The 17,630-nt window shown below is 52.5% G+C and carries 17 protein-coding genes; 9 read left to right on the top strand and 8 right to left on the bottom strand.

Translation table 11 applies throughout. The features are described from left to right. Positions 1-115: 115 nt before the first annotated feature. Positions 116-904: a 4,5-DOPA dioxygenase extradiol gene (gene ygiD, locus C2U41_RS18735; protein WP_044700878.1), complete on the top strand. Its 789-nt coding sequence runs from the start codon at positions 116-118 to the stop codon at positions 902-904. Positions 905-989: 85 nt separating this feature from the next. Here ygiD and C2U41_RS18730 read toward each other — a convergent pair whose 3' ends face one another. From C2U41_RS18730 to tolC, 3 genes are all read right to left on the bottom strand, one after another. After that, positions 990-2,150: a glutathionylspermidine synthase family protein gene (locus C2U41_RS18730; protein ID WP_003024594.1), complete on the bottom strand. Its 1,161-nt coding sequence runs from the start codon at positions 2,148-2,150 to the stop codon at positions 990-992. Positions 2,151-2,155: 5 nt separating this feature from the next. Beyond that, positions 2,156-2,833, bottom strand: a complete 678-nt coding sequence (locus tag C2U41_RS18725; RefSeq protein WP_003024591.1) for a DUF1190 family protein — start codon at positions 2,831-2,833, stop codon at positions 2,156-2,158. A gap of 157 nt (positions 2,834-2,990) precedes the next feature. Beyond that, positions 2,991-4,469, bottom strand: a complete 1,479-nt coding sequence (gene tolC / locus C2U41_RS18715) for an outer membrane channel protein TolC (RefSeq protein ID WP_085951568.1) — start codon at positions 4,467-4,469, stop codon at positions 2,991-2,993. Positions 4,470-4,668: 199 nt separating this feature from the next. On the opposite strand from tolC, the gene nudF reads away from it, so the two are divergent. Genes nudF through parE form a run of 5 tightly spaced genes read left to right on the top strand, consistent with a single transcriptional unit; the run spans position 4,669 to position 9,074 of the window. Beyond that, positions 4,669-5,301, top strand: coding sequence for an ADP-ribose diphosphatase (nudF, locus tag C2U41_RS18710; protein ID WP_003024585.1), 633 nt, complete (start codon positions 4,669-4,671; stop codon positions 5,299-5,301). Beyond that, a complete protein-coding gene (locus C2U41_RS18705) occupies positions 5,298-5,720 on the top strand; it encodes a DUF1249 family protein (protein WP_003024582.1) in 423 nt (140 codons plus the stop codon). The genes nudF and C2U41_RS18705 overlap by 4 nt, the downstream gene beginning before the upstream one ends. A 24-nt stretch (positions 5,721-5,744) precedes the next feature. Further along, the gene (gene cpdA / locus C2U41_RS18700; protein ID WP_003838143.1) at positions 5,745-6,572 is read left to right on the top strand and encodes a 3',5'-cyclic-AMP phosphodiesterase; all 828 of its coding nucleotides are present in this window, start codon (positions 5,745-5,747) and stop codon (positions 6,570-6,572) included. Continuing rightward, positions 6,572-7,153, top strand: coding sequence for an esterase YqiA (gene yqiA / locus C2U41_RS18695; RefSeq protein WP_003846314.1), 582 nt, complete (start codon positions 6,572-6,574; stop codon positions 7,151-7,153). Before cpdA ends, yqiA begins: the two co-directional genes overlap by 1 nt. A 28-nt stretch (positions 7,154-7,181) precedes the next feature. Beyond that, a complete protein-coding gene (gene parE / locus C2U41_RS18690) occupies positions 7,182-9,074 on the top strand; it encodes a DNA topoisomerase IV subunit B (protein WP_003024571.1) in 1,893 nt (630 codons plus the stop codon). Positions 9,075-9,114: 40 nt separating this feature from the next. On the opposite strand, the gene C2U41_RS18685 is transcribed toward parE, so the two are convergent. Beyond that, positions 9,115-9,966: a helix-turn-helix transcriptional regulator gene (locus tag C2U41_RS18685; protein WP_044700874.1), complete on the bottom strand. Its 852-nt coding sequence runs from the start codon at positions 9,964-9,966 to the stop codon at positions 9,115-9,117. Positions 9,967-10,131: 165 nt separating this feature from the next. Between C2U41_RS18685 and C2U41_RS18680 the strand changes: the two genes are divergently transcribed. The 3 genes from C2U41_RS18680 to C2U41_RS18670 are packed head-to-tail and all read left to right on the top strand — an operon-like array spanning position 10,132 to position 14,445. Further along, the gene (locus C2U41_RS18680) at positions 10,132-11,952 is read left to right on the top strand and encodes a DUF2264 domain-containing protein (RefSeq protein WP_103848573.1); all 1,821 of its coding nucleotides are present in this window, start codon (positions 10,132-10,134) and stop codon (positions 11,950-11,952) included. 10 nt (positions 11,953-11,962) lie between these two features. After that, positions 11,963-13,231, top strand: coding sequence for an oligosaccharide MFS transporter (locus C2U41_RS18675; protein WP_103848581.1), 1,269 nt, complete (start codon positions 11,963-11,965; stop codon positions 13,229-13,231). A gap of 23 nt (positions 13,232-13,254) precedes the next feature. Then, positions 13,255-14,445, top strand: a complete 1,191-nt coding sequence (locus C2U41_RS18670; protein WP_003846324.1) for a glycoside hydrolase family 88 protein — start codon at positions 13,255-13,257, stop codon at positions 14,443-14,445. Between the two features lie 72 nt (positions 14,446-14,517). Here the strand turns inward: C2U41_RS18670 and C2U41_RS18665 are convergent, their stop codons facing one another. The 4 genes from C2U41_RS18665 to qseB form a co-directional block, all read right to left on the bottom strand. Then, positions 14,518-14,832 carry a putative quinol monooxygenase gene (locus tag C2U41_RS18665; protein WP_003024557.1) on the bottom strand — a complete coding sequence of 105 codons (315 nt, stop codon included), beginning with the start codon at positions 14,830-14,832 and terminating at the stop codon, positions 14,518-14,520. Positions 14,833-14,862: 30 nt separating this feature from the next. Continuing rightward, positions 14,863-15,444 carry an NAD(P)H-dependent oxidoreductase gene (locus tag C2U41_RS18660; protein WP_003838153.1) on the bottom strand — a complete coding sequence of 194 codons (582 nt, stop codon included), beginning with the start codon at positions 15,442-15,444 and terminating at the stop codon, positions 14,863-14,865. Between the two features lie 109 nt (positions 15,445-15,553). Next, positions 15,554-16,903, bottom strand: coding sequence for a quorum sensing histidine kinase QseC (gene qseC, locus C2U41_RS18655; protein WP_103848574.1), 1,350 nt, complete (start codon positions 16,901-16,903; stop codon positions 15,554-15,556). Further along, a complete protein-coding gene (qseB, locus tag C2U41_RS18650) occupies positions 16,900-17,559 on the bottom strand; it encodes a quorum sensing response regulator transcription factor QseB (RefSeq protein ID WP_032937384.1) in 660 nt (219 codons plus the stop codon). The genes qseC and qseB overlap by 4 nt, the downstream gene beginning before the upstream one ends. Positions 17,560-17,630: the final 71 nt, after the last annotated feature.

Genomic DNA, 17,630 nt, shown 5'->3' with positions numbered 1-17,630 from the left:
CGGACTGGATCGTCAAAATAACTGATGATCTTCATCATGGTTATCTGAGTTCTTCATCAACCGAATAAGCGTATTGTAATGGTATCAAAATGACTCCCTCAGTAAGGATATCATCATGTCTTCAACTCGTATGCCAGCATTGTTTTTGGGCCACGGTAGCCCGATGAATGTTCTGGAAGATAACGTTTATACCCGTGCCTGGCAGCAACTGGGGGAAACGTTGCCGCGTCCGAAAGCCATTGTGGTGGTCTCGGCGCACTGGTTCACCCGTGGAACGGGTGTGACAGCGATGGAAGCGCCTAAAACGATCCACGATTTCGGCGGTTTTCCGCAAGCGCTGTATGACACCCATTACCCGGCTCCGGGCTCGCCAGAACTGGCGCAGCACCTGGTTGATTTACTTGCTCCTGTATCCGTCGCGTTAGACAAAGAGGCGTGGGGTTTTGACCACGGTTCCTGGGGCGTACTGATCAAGATGTATCCGAATGCCGACATCCCGATGGTGCAGTTAAGCATCGATAGTACAAAACCGGCGGCCTGGCATTTTGAGATGGGCCGCAAACTGGCGGCACTGCGTGATGAGGGTATTATGCTGGTGGCCAGTGGTAACGTGGTGCATAACCTGCGTACTGCGCGTTGGCACGGTGAGAACACGCCATATCCGTGGGCAACCTCATTCAATGATTATGTTAAGGCTAACCTGACCTGGCAGGGACCGGTTGAGCAGCACCCGCTGGTGAACTATCTCGATCATGAAGGTGGATCGTTGTCGAACCCGACGCCAGATCACTATCTGCCGCTGCTGTATGTTCTCGGGGCATGGGATGGTAAAGAGTCTGTTACGATCCCTGTAGATGGTATCGAGATGGGAAGTTTAAGTATGTTGTCGGTGCAGGTTGGGTGATGAACGCCCGATGGCGCTACGCTTATCGGGCATTAAGTTCGTGCCGTAGGCCGGGTAAGGCGGAGCCGCCACCCGGCACTCTCAATCATTCGACAAAAATATGCGGATAGAAACGTGAAAGATCCTGCGTGATCAACGCACGGTCTTCACGAATGCCGATCCCTGCGGGTTGATCGTTGATCAGCCAACTGCCAATCAGCATATAGCTGTCGCCAAACTTCGGTAGCTGATGGAACTGCTGCACGATCATGCCTTCTTCACCGTACGGTCCTTCCACAGATTCGATCGTTTTACCGTTCTCAATGATGGAGACGTTAGCTCCCTCGCGCGAGAAGATCGGTTTGACAACGAATTTATCCATCTGTGGGTAGTCGTCTTCGGCGAAATACGCTGGCAGCAGGTTCGGATGATTCGGGAACATTTCCCATAACAGCGGTAACAGTGCTTTGTTGGAAATAATGCTCTTCCAGGCGGGTTCCAGCCAGCGAACGCCAGCGTCTTCCAGCTTGGTGGAGAACATTTCACGCAGCATGAATTCCCACGGATAGAGCTTGAACAGGTTAGCGATCACCTGATCCTGCATATCGGTGAATTGGCCTTTTTCACCAAGACCAATATCTTCTACATAGAGGAATTCTGTAGCGATCTCAGCTTCGGCCGCGCAATCCTGCAGATACTGGATCGTGCCGCGATCTTCCACCGTATCACGACAGCAGGTCAGATGTAGCAGTTGAAAACCATACTGTTCACGCAGCTCGGTGAAACGCTCGATAAGCTTTTCCTGCAGACTGTTGAACTGATCGCTGCCTTCCGGCAGGTTGCCCGCATTGAGCTGATCTTCCAGCCAGATCCACTGGAAAAACGCGGCTTCGTACAGCGAGGTTGGCGTATCAGCGTTGTTTTCCAGCAGTTTGGGTTCACCGGTTCCATCCCACGCCAGATCGAGACGTGAATAGAGCGACGGTTGCTGTGTCAGCCAGGACTGGCGGACAAAACCCCAGGTATGCTTCGGAATGCGAAACTTGGTCATCAGCTCATCGCTGGCAATGACCTTTTCCACCACTTTGAGGCACATTTGATGCAGCTCTGCGGTGACCTCTTCCAGCTTTTCAACCTGAGCAAGGGTGAGTTTGTAGTACGCGTCTTCACACCAGTACGGCTCGCCGTACATAGTGTGAAAATTAAAACCGTATTCGGTGGCTTTATCGCGCCAGTCCGGGCGCTCAACAATACTGACTCTTTCCATGACGATCAGCCACCCATTGAACGTGTGGTGGTGCCGCTTGCGCTACGCTGCATGGTGCTCTGTTTGGCCACAGACTCACCAAATCCGCCGCGGGTTACGGTAGAGGTGGTGGCTGGTTTCGGTGCCATAGCGGTTTTCGGTACGGTCATGGTGCGACCCGGCGTTGCTGCGCCGTAGTTTTTACCGCTGGCATCTGTGTATTTGCCGTAAGCCGGGCTGGCCGGGTTTTTCGAGCTAAACAGCGGTTGCTGAGCGCCCATTCCGCCACCCATCAGTCGGCCCATCATGTAGCCTGCCATCAGTGGCATCCAGAAGCTGCCGCTGCTTTGATTCTGCGCCTGAGCCTGACCTTCACCGGTCGGCGCCATACCTGCTTGCGCAGGAGCCTGCTGGCACTGGCCTTCGCCGAATTCAGCGATACAGTCTTCACGAGTGGCGTATTTTGGTGCGGTACGTTCAGCTTCTTTCAGCGCATTGTTAAACGCGGTAGTACATTCGGCGCTTTTACCTGGATTCGCTGCAGAGCAGTCGTCAGCGTTCTGATAAAGCGAAACCGTTTCGTCACTCTTTTCACAGCCCGCGAGCATAAACACTGCGGTAACTGCCAGGGCGACAGGAGTCAGATGGCGCGCGCTCCAGCTTTTGCGGAACGAGGCGTGATGTATAGATTTTGTCCGTTTCATTTTTGTCTTCCAGGACCCAGTGGTAAACACAGTAAATAATGCTCAGGATAGAGGATGACTGGTCGAAATTGAAGCGGGAAGAGGCGAGAATGCGCAGGAAGGGGCGGATCTTTACGTTGTCTTACGTTCAGACGGGGCCGAAGCCCCGTCATCAGCATCAGTTACGGAACGGGTTGTTGCCGTTGCTGCTGGTTGAACGTGCTGCTGTCGGCTGAGCCGCAGGCAAATTGCCAGTGCCGTTAAAGTCATTCACGGCGGCATCTTGTTGTGGATTTTGCGGTGCCACGGTATCCGGCGTTGTGGATACCGGTTTACCCAGCGTATTGTTCAGTGCCACCAAATCCTGCTCGTTCAGCGTACCGAGCGCAGATTTGACGTTTAACTGATTGATAAGATAGGTATAACGCGCATTTGCCAGTTGTTGCTTGGCGTTGTACAGCGTGGTGGTGGCATCCAACACATCCACAATGGTACGTGTACCTACGGAATAACCGGCTTCCATCGCATCCAATGAGCTTTGAGCAGAGACAACCGCTTGTTTGTACGCGTTAATGCTACTAATAGAAGCATTAATGTTGTTGAATGAAGAACGAACGGTCTGCACCACGCTACGGTGTGCGCTTTCCAGTTGTTCACTCGCGCCAACAAAGTTGTACTGCGCTTGTTTCACCTGCGAGTTAACCATCCCGCCCTGGTACAGCGGCAGCGAGAAGCTCAGACCGATTTTGTTCTGGCCCATGTTGCTGTCGTCATACTGGGAGCTGTTGGTTTTAGATCCGCTGTACGAGGTGTCAGATACCCCGGTAGAGGCGGTTAAATCCAGCGTTGGTAAGTGACCATCCTGTGCCTGACGAATCTGCTCACGCGCCAGATCCTGGCTTAAACGCGCCTGCAACAAAGTCAGGTTGCGGTTTTCCGCTTCTTTCAGTAGCGCATTCACCGCCTGCGGTTTGTTGGTTTTGAAACCATCAACGTTCAGCGAAGCCAGTTCCGGGTAATAGTTACCGGTCACCTGACGCAGCTGTTCTACCGCGTTATCCAGATTGTTACGCGCGGTCACTTCGTTCGCCAGCACGGTGTCGTATTGTGAACGGGCGTTCTGCACGTCAGTGATGGCGACCAGACCAACGTTAAAACGCTGAGTGGTCTGATCTAACTGACGATAAACCGCATCTTTCTGTGCCTGGGTGTAAGACAGCACATCAATCGCGTTCAGTACGTTAAAATAGGCCGTAGCGGTATTCAGGATCAGCGTTTGCTGATCGGTCTGATACGTTACGTCCTGGATGCCCGCTGATTTTTCTTGCAGCGTCAGGGCACGCCATTTAGACATGTCGAACAGCGTCTGAGTCAATTGTAATGACGCGCTGGTGGCGTTGGAGTTGACGCCGTTTGCATCACGGTAGCCATTGCTGTAGGTGTAATCGGCACCTAAACCCAGTTGCGGCAGTAATGGACTACGCGCTTCGTTAATTTTTTCGAATGCAGCATCGCGATCGGCGGCGGATTTACGCAATTCCGGGTTGCTCAGGCGTGCTTGCTGATAAACCTGCATCAGGTTTTCTGCCTGGCTCAAAGTACTGAACCCCGACAGGCTCAGGCCGATAAGGATGGGGAGCAATTTCTTCATTTGCATTCCTTGTTGTGAAGCAGTATTTAGCGCTGATCAAATTGTAAAAATATTTGCTGATTCTAGCAGAATCCGCCACTGCAAAAAGTTGGCGTTACGTGCCATACGGCGTTAATTTGCATCAATTTAACACAAGGGCGTTCAAACATCAGTCAAACGACCTTGAAATTCACATTTTAATCACTATTGGTTTCAGGACAGCACAATGCGTAAACCAGACAACTTGCCAATGACTTTCACTAAAAATGATGTAGAAATTATTGCACGAGAAACGCTATACCGCGGTTTTTTTTCACTGGATCTTTATCGGTTCCGCCATCGCTTGTTTAACGGTGGTATGAGCGGTGAGGTAAAGCGCGAAATTTTTGAGCGCGGACACGCGGCAGTCTTGCTACCCTTTGACCCTGAGCGGGACGAAGTTGTACTGGTCGAGCAGATCCGTATCGCGGCGTTTGATACCAGCGAAAGCCCGTGGCTACTGGAAATGGTAGCCGGAATGATCGAAGAGGGCGAAACCGTTGAAGATGTGGCACGTCGTGAAGCGATGGAAGAAGCCGGACTGGACGTTAAACGTACGAAACCCGTTCTGAGCTATCTGGCAAGCCCTGGCGGCACCAGTGAGCGCCTGTCTATTTTAGTTGGCGAAGTGGACGCTACGACCGCGAGCGGAATTCATGGTCTGGCTGATGAAAACGAAGATATTCGTGTTCATGTGGTGAGCCGGGAGCAGGCTTATCAATGGGTAGAAGAGGGGAAAATCGACAACGCGGCTTCTGTCATCGCCTTGCAATGGTTACAGCTGCACTATCAAGAGTTAAAAACTGAGTGGAAAAAATGAAGCGTTACACACCTGACTTCCCTGAAATGATGCGCCTGTGCGAAACCAACTATTCGCAATTGCGCCGCCTGCTGCCACGTAATGATGCAGCCGGTGAAACAGTGAGCTATCAGGTAGCAAACGCACAATATCGGTTAACGATCGTTGAATCGACCCGATACACTACGCTTGTCGCGATCGAACAAACGGCGCCGGCTGTCACATACTGGAGCCTGCCGTCATTGACCGTGCGCCTGTATCATGACGCGAGGGTGGCTGAAGTGTGTTCAAGTCAGCAGATCTTTCGCTTCAAAGCGCGGTATGATTATCCAAATAAAAAGTTGCATCAACGCGACGAAAAGCATCAAATTAATCAGTTTCTGGCCGACTGGCTACGGTACTGTTTAGCACATGGAGCGATGGCGATTCCGGTTTATTAGCGTCGTGAAACCTAAGGACACCATTTGGAAAGCCTGTTAACCCTTCCTTTGGCTGGTGAGGCCAGAGTCAGGATCTTACAAATTACAGACACTCACCTGTTTGCCGAAAAGCATGAAACGCTGCTGGGTGTGAATACCTGGGACAGTTATCAATCCGTACTGGATGCCATACATGCAGAGTCGCCTGAGTACGATCTGATCGTCGCGACGGGTGATTTGGCGCAGGATCAATCCGCTGCGGCCTATCAGCATTTTGCTGAGGGCATCGCAAGCTTTCGTGCGCCCTGCGTTTGGCTACCGGGCAATCACGATTTTCAGCCGGCAATGTACAGCGCGCTGCAGGACGCGGGAATTTCCCCTGCCAAGCGTGTTTTCATCGGTGAACAGTGGCAAATATTGTTGCTCGACAGCCAGGTGTTCGGCGTTCCCCACGGTGAATTAAGTGAATTCCAGCTCGAATGGCTGGAGCGTAAACTTGCTGATGCACCAGAGCGTAATACCTTGCTGCTTCTGCATCATCATCCTCTGCCTGCGGGCTGTAGCTGGCTCGATCAGCATAGCCTGCGCAATGCCGCTGAGCTGGATAACGTGCTGGTGAACTACCCGCGCGTGAAGTATCTGCTGTGCGGGCATATTCATCAGGAACTGGATCTGGACTGGAACGGACGCCGCCTGCTGGCGACGCCGTCGACCTGCGTGCAGTTTAAGCCGCACTGTTCCAACTTCACATTGGATACCATCAGCCCCGGCTGGCGGACGCTGGAGCTTTTTGCTGACGGGACGTTGCAGACTCAGGTACGTCGTCTGCAGGGTAATCGGTTCCACCCTGATACCGCTTCAGAAGGCTACTGATGTCTACGCTTCTCTATCTTCACGGATTTAATAGCTCTCCTCGTTCGGCGAAGGCGTGTTTGCTGAAAAGCTGGCTGGCGGAGCACCATCCGCACGTTGAGATGATCGTACCGCAGCTGCCGCCGTATCCGGCCCAGGCCGCAGAGATGCTGGAATCGATCATTCTTGAACATGGCGGAGAGTCGTTGGGGATTGTCGGCTCCTCATTAGGTGGTTATTACGCCACCTGGCTGTCGCAATGTTTTATGCTGCCGGCAGTGGTGGTGAACCCTGCTGTACGGCCTTATGAACTGCTGGTCGACTATCTCGGTCAAAACGAGAACCCCTACACGGGGCAGCAATATGTGCTAGAGTCACGCCATATTTACGATCTTAAAGTCATGCAGATTGACCCGCTGGAAGCGCCGGATTTGATCTGGCTGCTCCAACAAACGGGCGATGAAGTGTTGGACTACCGCCAGGCGGTGGCGTATTACGCCTCCTGCCGTCAGACAGTTATTGAGGGCGGAAACCACGCATTCACGGGCTTCGAAGATTATTTCAACCCGATTGTCGATTTCCTTGGACTGCACAGTTTCTGACGATCAATTCGAATTGCTTATTTAAACCATGACGCAAACTTATAACGCTGATGCCATTGAGGTACTCACTGGGCTTGAGCCGGTACGCCGTCGCCCTGGGATGTACACCGATACGACCCGTCCGAACCATCTTGGACAGGAAGTGATTGATAACAGTGTGGATGAAGCACTGGCGGGCCACGCGAAACGCGTGGACGTGATCTTACATGCCGACCAGTCTCTGGAAGTCATTGATGACGGACGCGGCATGCCAGTAGACATTCACCCTGAAGAGGGCGTTCCGGCGGTTGAGCTGATCCTCTGTCGTCTGCACGCGGGCGGCAAGTTCTCCAACAAGAACTACCAGTTCTCCGGTGGTCTGCACGGTGTGGGGATCTCCGTTGTTAACGCCCTGTCCAAACGTGTGGAAGTGAACGTACGCCGCGATGGGCAGGTATACAACATCGCGTTTGAGAATGGCGATAAAGTGCAGGATTTACAGGTTGTCGGTACCTGCGGCAAACGCAATACCGGGACCAGCGTGCACTTCTGGCCGGATGAAAGCTTCTTTGACAGCCCGCGTTTTTCTGTTTCGCGCTTAACGCACGTACTGAAAGCCAAAGCGGTACTGTGCCCGGGCGTTGAAATCACCTTCAAGGATGAGGTCAACAACAGCGAACAGCGCTGGTGCTACCAGGATGGTCTGAATGACTATCTGAGCGAAGCGGTGAATGGCCTACCGACGCTGCCGGAAAAACCGTTTATCGGTAATTTCAGCGGTGAGACGGAGACGGTGGACTGGGCGCTGCTCTGGCTGCCGGAAGGCGGTGAGCTGCTGACCGAAAGTTATGTGAACCTGATCCCAACTATGCAGGGCGGGACGCACGTCAACGGTCTGCGTCAGGGTCTGCTGGATGCGATGCGCGAGTTCTGCGAATACCGCAATATTTTGCCGCGCGGCGTGAAGCTGTCGGCGGAAGATATCTGGGATCGCTGTGCTTACGTGCTGTCGGTAAAAATGCAGGATCCGCAGTTTGCCGGACAAACCAAAGAACGCCTCTCTTCGCGTCAGTGTGCGGCGTTTGTTTCTGGCGTGGTGAAAGATGCCTTCAGCCTGTGGCTGAACCAGAACGTACAGTCAGCCGAACTGCTGGCTGAGATGGCGATTTCCAGCGCCCAGCGTCGTCTGCGTGCGGCGAAAAAAGTGGTGCGTAAAAAGCTGACCAGCGGTCCGGCGCTGCCGGGTAAACTGGCGGACTGTACTGCACAGGATCTTAACCGCACCGAACTGTTTCTCGTCGAAGGTGACTCCGCAGGTGGTTCCGCCAAACAGGCGCGCGATCGTGAATATCAGGCGATCATGCCGCTCAAAGGTAAGATCCTCAATACCTGGGAAGTATCTTCTGATGAAGTTCTGGCGTCTCAGGAAGTGCACGATATTTCGGTGGCGATCGGTATCGATCCGGACAGCGACGATCTGAGCCAGTTGCGTTACGGTAAGATCTGTATCCTGGCGGATGCGGACTCCGATGGTCTGCACATCGCCACGCTGCTGTGCGCACTGTTTGTGAAGCACTTCCGCACGTTGGTGAAACACGGTCACGTGTACGTGGCGCTGCCGCCGTTATACCGTATCGACCTCGGTAAAGAGGTGTATTACGCGCTGACGGAAGAAGAGAAAGCGGGCGTACTGGAGCAGTTAAAGCGCAAGAAAGGTAAGCCGAACGTGCAGCGCTTTAAAGGACTGGGTGAAATGAACCCGATGCAGCTTCGTGAAACCACGCTGGATCCGAACACCCGTCGCCTGGTGCAGCTCATTATCGATGATGAAGACGATCAGCGCACCAACGCAATGATGGATATGCTGCTGGCCAAGAAGCGTTCTGAAGACCGTCGTAACTGGTTGCAAGAGAAAGGCGACCTGGCGGATCTCGAAGGCTAATTGACCGTTGAATGCCGGAAAAGCAACGTGCTTTCCGGCGTTATTGTTTATGCCGCTTGCGATACTGCAACGGCGTCTCGCCAATGCCTTTACCGAAGGCGCTGATGAAGTATGTTACCTCTGAAAATCCCACCTTTTGAGCAATCTCCCGCACGCTGATTTCACTGTGTAACAGCGCTTCACAGGCTTTGCGTAACCGCAGCGTATTGAGATAGTCGAGAATGCTCTCGCCCGTTTCCATCTGGAAGCGGCGGGATACATAGCTTTTGGATTTATCCAGTTCCTGCGCCAGCGCCGCCAGACTAAATTTGTGGGTGTAATGCTCATCCAGCCAGAACATCACCTGACTGGCAATTCCGCTGCTAATTTCCGGCATATTGCCATTATCGTCAGGTAACAGGCTGAATAAATTGACTAACAGACAGGCAACCTGCTCAGTGCTCAGCGGTTTCTGAGCGGCCATTTTTTCATAACGGCTGAAGAGAAAATCAACATGTGGATGAACATCCGCCGCGTCGACGACCCATGCTTCACTGCCGCGAATGCTCAGATTTTGCAGATGCTGTTGAGTATGCGGCAAGTCGCGTAGCACCTTCAGTACCGCATGTTGATCGAGATGAATAATGGTACGTCGATAACCATCCCGCGCCTGCTCATCGACCCAGATCTTGTGTAGGGTAAACGGCGGGAAAAAGAACATTCGTCCCGGTCGCATGGTGTATTGCTTATGGTCAACCGTAACCACGCCAAAGCCTTCTTCCACATACAGCACTTCCAGACACTGATGCCAGTGGTGATAACGCACCGTATTGGCGAATAAACGGCTGAACGACGCAACCGCATCATTAAGGGCGATCAGCTCCAGACGTTCTTGCGGTGAGGATAAAGTCATAGTGCAATAAATTTAAATTTTTGCCGCCGAATGGTAATTTATAAACCCTATTTTTAAATTTTCTCAATCACTGTTTTACTTTAATTCTGGTGCTGTGATTGACGTAACATTTCTGCTGCTCTGCGATTCACTATTCTTTAGCCACTTAATTCAGAGGGGCAGATTATGTGGTCAGCAACTGAAGAAAAATCAAATCCATTGTCATCACGCGAAGACGTAACGTGTGCGGTTAACGCCATTTTACGTGCGCTGGATCGGCAGTTTCCGGCGGGACAGGCTCAGTTTTCTCTTGGCAATACCTGTTCTCACTACAGCGCGGATATTGCCTGTATGGAAGGGCTTTCCCGGGCGTTGTGGGGGCTATTTCCTCTGATGGCAGGCGGGGCTAAAGTGCCGTTTGCCGAAAAGTACATTCAGGCGATAAAACTCGGTACTGACCCACAAAGCCCACATTACTGGGGAGACACCGGTCCTTATGATCAGCGTCTGGTTGAGATGGCTGCTTATGGCCTGGGTCTGGCATTGTTACAGACGCAATTAACGCAGCATTTCTCCCTGAGCGAACGCGAGAATCTGCACCGCTGGCTGAATCAGATAACCGACTCGCAAATGCCGGACAGCAACTGGAACTACTTTGCGATTATCGTTCAGCTTGGTTTCAAGCGTGCAGGTCTGCCTTACGATCAGGCAGCTATCGATCGCCGCTTTGAGCTGATGGAAGCCTACTATCTTGGTGACGGTTGGTATTCCGATGGTCCCGGTCGACCGAAAGATTACTACATCTCAATGGCTTTTCACTTCTACGGTCTGTTGTATGCCACCCTCAGCCCGGATGACACCGAACGCGCTGTCGTTCTGCGTGAACGTTCGCGCTTGTTTGCCGAAGATTTTATTTACCTGTCCGCCGCTGACGGCGCATCGGTGCCGTTTGGCCGCAGCCTGACCTACCGCTTTGCCATGGTTGCCTTCTGGAGCGCGGTGGCGTTTGCCGAACTGGATGTTCTTTCGCCAGGCATAATCAAAGGGGTGATCCTGCGTCATTTGCGCTGGTGGCAGAAGCAGCCGATTTTCGATCGTGATGGCATTCTGACGCTGGGGTTTGCCTACCCGAATCTGGCGATGTGTGAAGACTACAACTCGCCGGGATCGCCTTATTGGGCATTGAAGGTTTTTTTGATTCTTGCACTGCCGGAGGATCATCCATTCTGGCAGGCTGAAGAGCTGGCGCTACCGCAACTCGTTGAAAAACGCGTTATCCCCCATGCTGCGCAGATCCTGCAGCATAGTGAGCATTCTGAGCATGTCATGATGTTGACCTCAGGCCAGCTTGAACTGAACAACTACGTTAATACCGAAGCCAAATACACCAAATTTGCCTACTCCAGCCGCTTTGGTTTCACCATTGAGCGCGGCCGTTACGGCATCAAACATGCAGCCTGTGACTCTATGCTGCTGTTGGCGGACGGCGATGGCTACTATCGTGGCCGTCGTCAGTGCGACGAGGTTCGGGTCGATGAGAATTTTATCTGGTCCCGCTGGGCTCCCTGGCATGACGTGATGATTGAGACCTGGCTTGTCCCGTTTGGCGAATGGCATCTTCGCCTGCACCGTATTAACAGTGCGCGAATGCTGCAAACGGTGGAAGGGGGATTTGCGGTGATGAAAGCCGAGCCCCGGTTATGTGAGCGTGGATGCCTCCTCGCGGCATGCAACGGAACCAGCGTTATCGTTGATCTGTCGCCGTCCATAGTTCGCCAGCCAGACAGCGTGGTCACGCCGCCGAACAGTAGCATCATGTTCCCTGAATGTGCGTCGATTCCTGTGTTGACCAGCGAAATCCCGCAGGGCGAAAGCTGGCTTTGCTGCGCCGTGAGTGCCAGCGGGCAGCAAAGACAGTACTCAGCCGTTCCGCAGCTATCCATCAACAATAACCAGGTTGTTATTCAGCAACCTGAAAATGCACGCCAGTTGTCGTTCTTTTTATAGCGAGGGTGGTATGAAAAATAATTCAACGGGAAATCGGACTGAATATTATAAAATAAGCAGTTTTATATTCCTTTATTTCTTTACCTGGTCCGCAAGTATTGGTTTGTTGGCTATCTGGTTGGGGCAAAAAGCGCAGTTGAGCGGTACAGTGATTGGCACCGTATTTGCTGTGAATGGTATTTTCTCGGTTATTCTGAAGCCTATTTATGGTTATATCCTCGATAAAATAGGTATGAGCAAATATCTGCTCTATTTCGTCGTAGTGATGTCAGCGTTAATGGCACCGTTTTTTATTTATGTCTATCAGCCATTATTACTCTCCAATACCATGCTGGGTATTATAGTTGGCGCGATTTACTTGAGCTTTGCGTGGTATGCCGGGGTGGCGGCCTGTGAATCTTATTCTGACCGCTACAGCCGTCTGAACGGCATGGAGTTTGGGCAGATCCGTATGTGGGGGTCGCTTGGCTGGGCGGTGGCGTCATCGTTCTCTGGCCTGCTGTTTAACCTCTCACCGGCCTATAACTTTATGCTCGGCAGCCTGACGTCAGTGGTGATGCTGGTTGTTCTGGTGAGTCTGAAAGTCAATGTCAATGCGGCCAACGCCTCGGAGGTGATAACTAAAGAGAAAATCTCCCCGACGGATGTTTACGCCCTGCTGCGTAATCGCAAATTTTGGGCATTCTGCCTGTACGTTGCGGGCGTGGCGTGGATGATGTTTATCGCGGAGCAGCAGTTCTCCCGCTACTTCGTCACTTTCTTTGCCGATGTACATGAAGGGAACGCCGTCTTTGGTTATCTGGGCACCGTGCAGTCGGGAATGGAATTTGTCATGTACATGGTCATTCCGCTATTCGTCAATTATATTGGCGCGAAGCGTTGTCTGCTGATTGTTGGGGCGCTGGTGGGTGCGCGATTGGTGATATCTGGGCTATGTGACTCTCATTTATTAATTTCTGTGCTGAAGCCGCTATACGGTCTGGAGATCTGTTTATTACTGGTTTCCGTCTTCAAATATATTGCCGAGCATTTTGATAAACGTGTCAATGCGACCATGTATTTACTGGGTTATCAGGCGATGCTGTATGTCGGTAACGTGGTGGTTTCCTCTCCTGCCGGATTAATGTACGACCGGATAGGCTTTGAGAAGACATATATCATTATGGGCATTGTGGCGCTGACCTTTACATTGATATCGGCATTTACTTTATCAGCCTGTCAGAGCAAACGTGGCAAAAATATCGCTCTCGATATTGCTGAAAATACCCCTGCAAAATAATTTACGTCATAAGGAACCGAAATATGTTAAATCATATCGTTGAGGAATCGTTGCGCGTATTTCCTGGCAGTCCGGTTAATCCCGGCAGTTTTCAGGATCAAATAAGTTGCGCCCGAGAAGATGTCCTCGAATTGATTAGCCGTCATTTAACGGAATTCGGTGAACAATTTCCTGCCGAAACCTGTGTGCAAGGTTATTACCCACTGACAGAGAATGTGGAATGGACGACCAGCTTCTGGACCGGGCAATTATGGCTGGCGTGGGAAATGAGTGGTGAGAGCAAATTTCGTGAGATGGCGGAGAAGCATGTGCGTTCGTTTGGTCTGCGTATTGCCGGACGCCACGATACCAACACCCACGACCTGGGATTCCTCTACACGCTTTCCTGTGTGGCGGCCTGGCGATTGACCGGCAATCGCGATGCTCGAGGGTTTTCCCTGATGGCGGCAGAAGCGCTGTTGGAGCGTTTTCATGAAAAGGCGCAGATCATCCAGGCGTGGGGCGATCTTCGCGATCCCGATCAGGCCGGACGGATGATCATTGACTGCAATATGAATCTGCCGCTGCTGTACTGGGCTAGCGAGCAAACGGGCGATCCGCGTTTTGCGAATGCGGCGAAGGCCCACGTTGCGCAGGCAGCCAAATATCTGATCCGCCAGGATGCGTCGACCTTCCACACCTACTATATGGACGTGCAAACCGGAGCACCGCGTTACGGTAATACGCAGCAGGGCTATGCTGATGATTCTTGCTGGTCGCGTGGGCAGGCATGGGGGATCTATGGTTTTCTGCTGAGCTATATTTACACTGGCGATACACAAATGGTGCAGCTGTCGAAAAAGCTGGCCAACTACTTTCTTAATCGCCTGCCGGAAGATGCCGTTTGCCACTGGGATCTGGCATTAGTCGGAACCGATGCGCTGCGCGATTCATCTTCGGCGGCGATTGCCGTCTGTGGTCTGCTGGAGCTGATTAAACATCTGCCGGTGACCGATCCGGATCGCGAGTGCTACCAGCAGTGGGCGATGGGGATCATGTCTTCGCTGACCAGGCATTATCTGATGGGTAAAGATGAACAGGGGAACGGGCTACTGAAACACTCGGTGTATCACCTGTCGAGCAACAAAGGGGTCGATGAGTGTGCAAGTTGGGGGGATTATTTCTACGTTGAAGCGTTAATGCGCTTCACTCAGAGCTGGAAGCTCTACTGGTAAGGAGTGCCCGGTGGCGCTGCGGTTGAATGCCGGATGGTGGCCTAAAACGCCTCATCCGGCAAATCGACAACCTTATATACCCGACTCCAGAATTCGAATATTCATGTCCAGCACGTCACCTTTCACGGCTTCGCTGTAGGCTTTCATATGCGGGGTCTGCAAATGCGCTTCAAGATGCGCGATGCTTTCCCACTGCTCAACCATCACGATTGAATCTGGCGCTGTGGTCTGAAAACTCACACCTGCGGCATGATCCACCATCGGCGCATAGCCGTGGCAGCCTTCTTCTTTCAGTACGGTCGGAACGATTTTAGCAAACTGATCCAGTACCGCCTGGCGGTGATGTTGACCTGGACGTGTACGGATTTCTGCAATAACGGTAAGCATGGTTAACTCCTTCTAATTCCAGGTTACCAGTTAACCAAAAATTTCGGTCAGATGCTTGCGATATTCTGCGATATAGCGCGGGACGTCCGGCATTTTAATCACATCATTGGTGATAAAGGTCGGCAGCGCTTCCATTCCCAGGAACTGGTTTGCTTTATGGAACGGGAGATAGACGCCATCAACACCAACGCCATGGAAGAACTGGTCTTTTTCAGTGAAGGCTTCCATCGGTGCGTTCCAGGTCAGGGACAGCATGTATTTTTTGCCCTGAATCAGCCCGCCGGAGCCATATTTTTTAGAGGCATCTGAACGTGTGCGGCCATCGCTGGCGTACAGCGTGCCGTGACCTTCGGTAAACACGTCATCGATGTATTTTTTCACGGTCCACGGTGCGCCCATCCACCAGCCTGGCATCTGCCAGATAACTGCATCGGCCCAGACGAAATTCTGCACTTCTGTTTTTACGTCATAATCGCTGTCCGCGCGTACGACTTTAACATCATGCCCGAGGTCGCGCAGGATACCGTCCGCGACCTCGGTCAGGGTGTCATTCAGTTGGCCATTAGAATGGCCGAATTTTTTCGCCCCGTTGATAATCAGAATGTTGCTCATTTTGTGTCCTCAAGGAAATACGTTTGAGGACGATTTTACCCCCACCAGCGGTGCGGTGAAATTAGCAAAATGTGCAAAGTCTTTTGCTATTTGAGCAATAATAATGCAGTTACCAACTGACCTTAGCTTCAAACCCGCCTTCCGAAGCGTTGCCAAACGAGGCTGACATTCCATGCAATGTTGCGATACGGCGGACAATTGACAGGCCGAGACCGCTGCCGGTCACGCTTTGTCCCGGTGGACGATAAAAACGTTCACCGATGTGTGTAAGTACCTCCGGCGCAACGCCTGGACCATTATCTTTGACGCTGAAATTGCGGGCGTTGAGCGTCACTTCCACAATGCTCCCCTGCGGACTGTAGCGAATGGCATTATCCAGCAGATTTCGTACCATCAGACTCAGCAACAGCGGCTGTCCTGTGCGCATAATATTGTGTGCGTTAATCTGCAAACGTACGTCAATGTGCGCCTGCTGGGCCGGGTGGTAGATATCCATCACCGCGGATTGCAGTAGCTCCTCCAATGAAATTTCCGCCACATCCTGAAGATTATCGAGGGAGTCGAGGCGCGAAAGCGTCAGGAGCTGATCGACCAGTCGGGTGGCGCGTTCAATTCCCGCATGTAGCTGCGCCAGCGCTTTTTCCCGCGTTTGCGGGTCGTCGTCTGACAGTTGCACCACTTCGGTTTGCACCTTCAGCGCGGTCAACGGACTGCGCAGCTCATGGGCGGCATCAGAAGTGAAGCGGCGTTCACGCACCATCATTGAGTGGATGCGGATAAACAGCTGATTTAGCGATTCAACCAGCGGGCGCACTTCGCTTGGCACACCTTTCGGGTCGAGCGGCTCTTCTGATTCCGGGGCGCGCCAGCGCAGAGCTTGCGCCAGTTTTTTTAGCGGCCTGAGTTCGCGACTCAGCATGACCACCAGGATCAGCAACATCAGCGGCAGCGCAACCAGCCACGGGGTTAATTGTGCAGTAAGGATCGACAGCGCCATATCCTCCCGATATTCCCACTCCTGGCCCACCACAATGCGATATTTCCCATCAGCGGAATTTAGCCACAGGAAGCGCCAGGAATCGCTGTCGCCCCTGAGTTGGCCGTCGCTAAACCCTTCCCGGCTGTAGCTGTAGGGAATATCCTGGCCATTATCGCCATCGTGTAGCACCATTTTGCCGTCGGTGGAGTAGATGGCAAACGCCAGTGCGTCGTCATCAATATGGCCATGCTTCAGTTTCTTTGGCGTGCGGGCCATATTGCTTGAGGTGGTGACATCGCTGATATCCAGCGTGCTAAGCCGCTTGGCGAACAGCATCAGTTGGGTATCAAACAGCTCATCGACATTATCGGTAGTCTGCCTCCAGGCCACAAAACTGGATACGGCCCAGGTGGCTGATGCCAGAATCAGAAAAATAAGCGTTAGCCTGACGCGCAGGCTGAGGCGTTGTGTGAGTTTCATGCGTCACCCAGGGTGTAGCCAATGCCATGCACGGTACGGATAAAGTCGCTGCCGAGCTTACGGCGTAAGTGATGAACGTGGACCTCAACCGCATTGCTGGAGACATTTTCGTCCCAGGTATACAGTTTTTCTTCAATCAGTTTGCGGGGCAGGACGCGACCTTTGTTGCGCATCAGCAGTTCCAGCAGTGCGAACTCTTTAGGTTTGAGTGACAAAGGTTCACCCGCCGCCGTGGCGACCAATGCGCCAGGATCGAGCGTTACCTGGCCATGGCGCAATGTGTTGCTGGCCTGGCCGCTGGCACGACGCACCAGCGCCTCCAGTCTGGCAGCAACTTCGATCAGCGCAAAGGGTTTACACAGATAGTCATCTGCGCCCAGGCGCAGGCCTTCAACGCGTTCCGCCAGCGCGTCGCGAGCGGTCAGAATCAGTACCGGCTCCTGCTTCCCGTTAGCTCGCCATTCTCGCAAAATGTCCCGTCCGTCTATGCCTGGCAGTGTCAGGTCGAGGATTATCGCATCATAAGGTGCGCTGTAGAGTGCTTCTTTCCCCTGGCGGCCTTCGGTAAACCAGTCAATGCTGAAACCCATTTTACTCAGACCTGTTTTCAGGCCATCGCCAATCAACGTGTCATCTTCGATCAGTAAAATACGCATATGTTCTTCCCTGCGATAACTCATTTGCAGTCAGTAAACCTGTGGCTACAGTCTCTGTACAGTAAAAAAAG

Origin of the sequence: Citrobacter freundii complex sp. CFNIH4 (assembly GCF_002934505.1) — a bacterium.
GTDB lineage: Bacteria > Pseudomonadota > Gammaproteobacteria > Enterobacterales > Enterobacteriaceae > Citrobacter > Citrobacter freundii.
The sequence above is the reverse complement of the archived record's forward strand: the minus strand, read 5'-3'. Positions and strand labels throughout refer to the sequence as shown.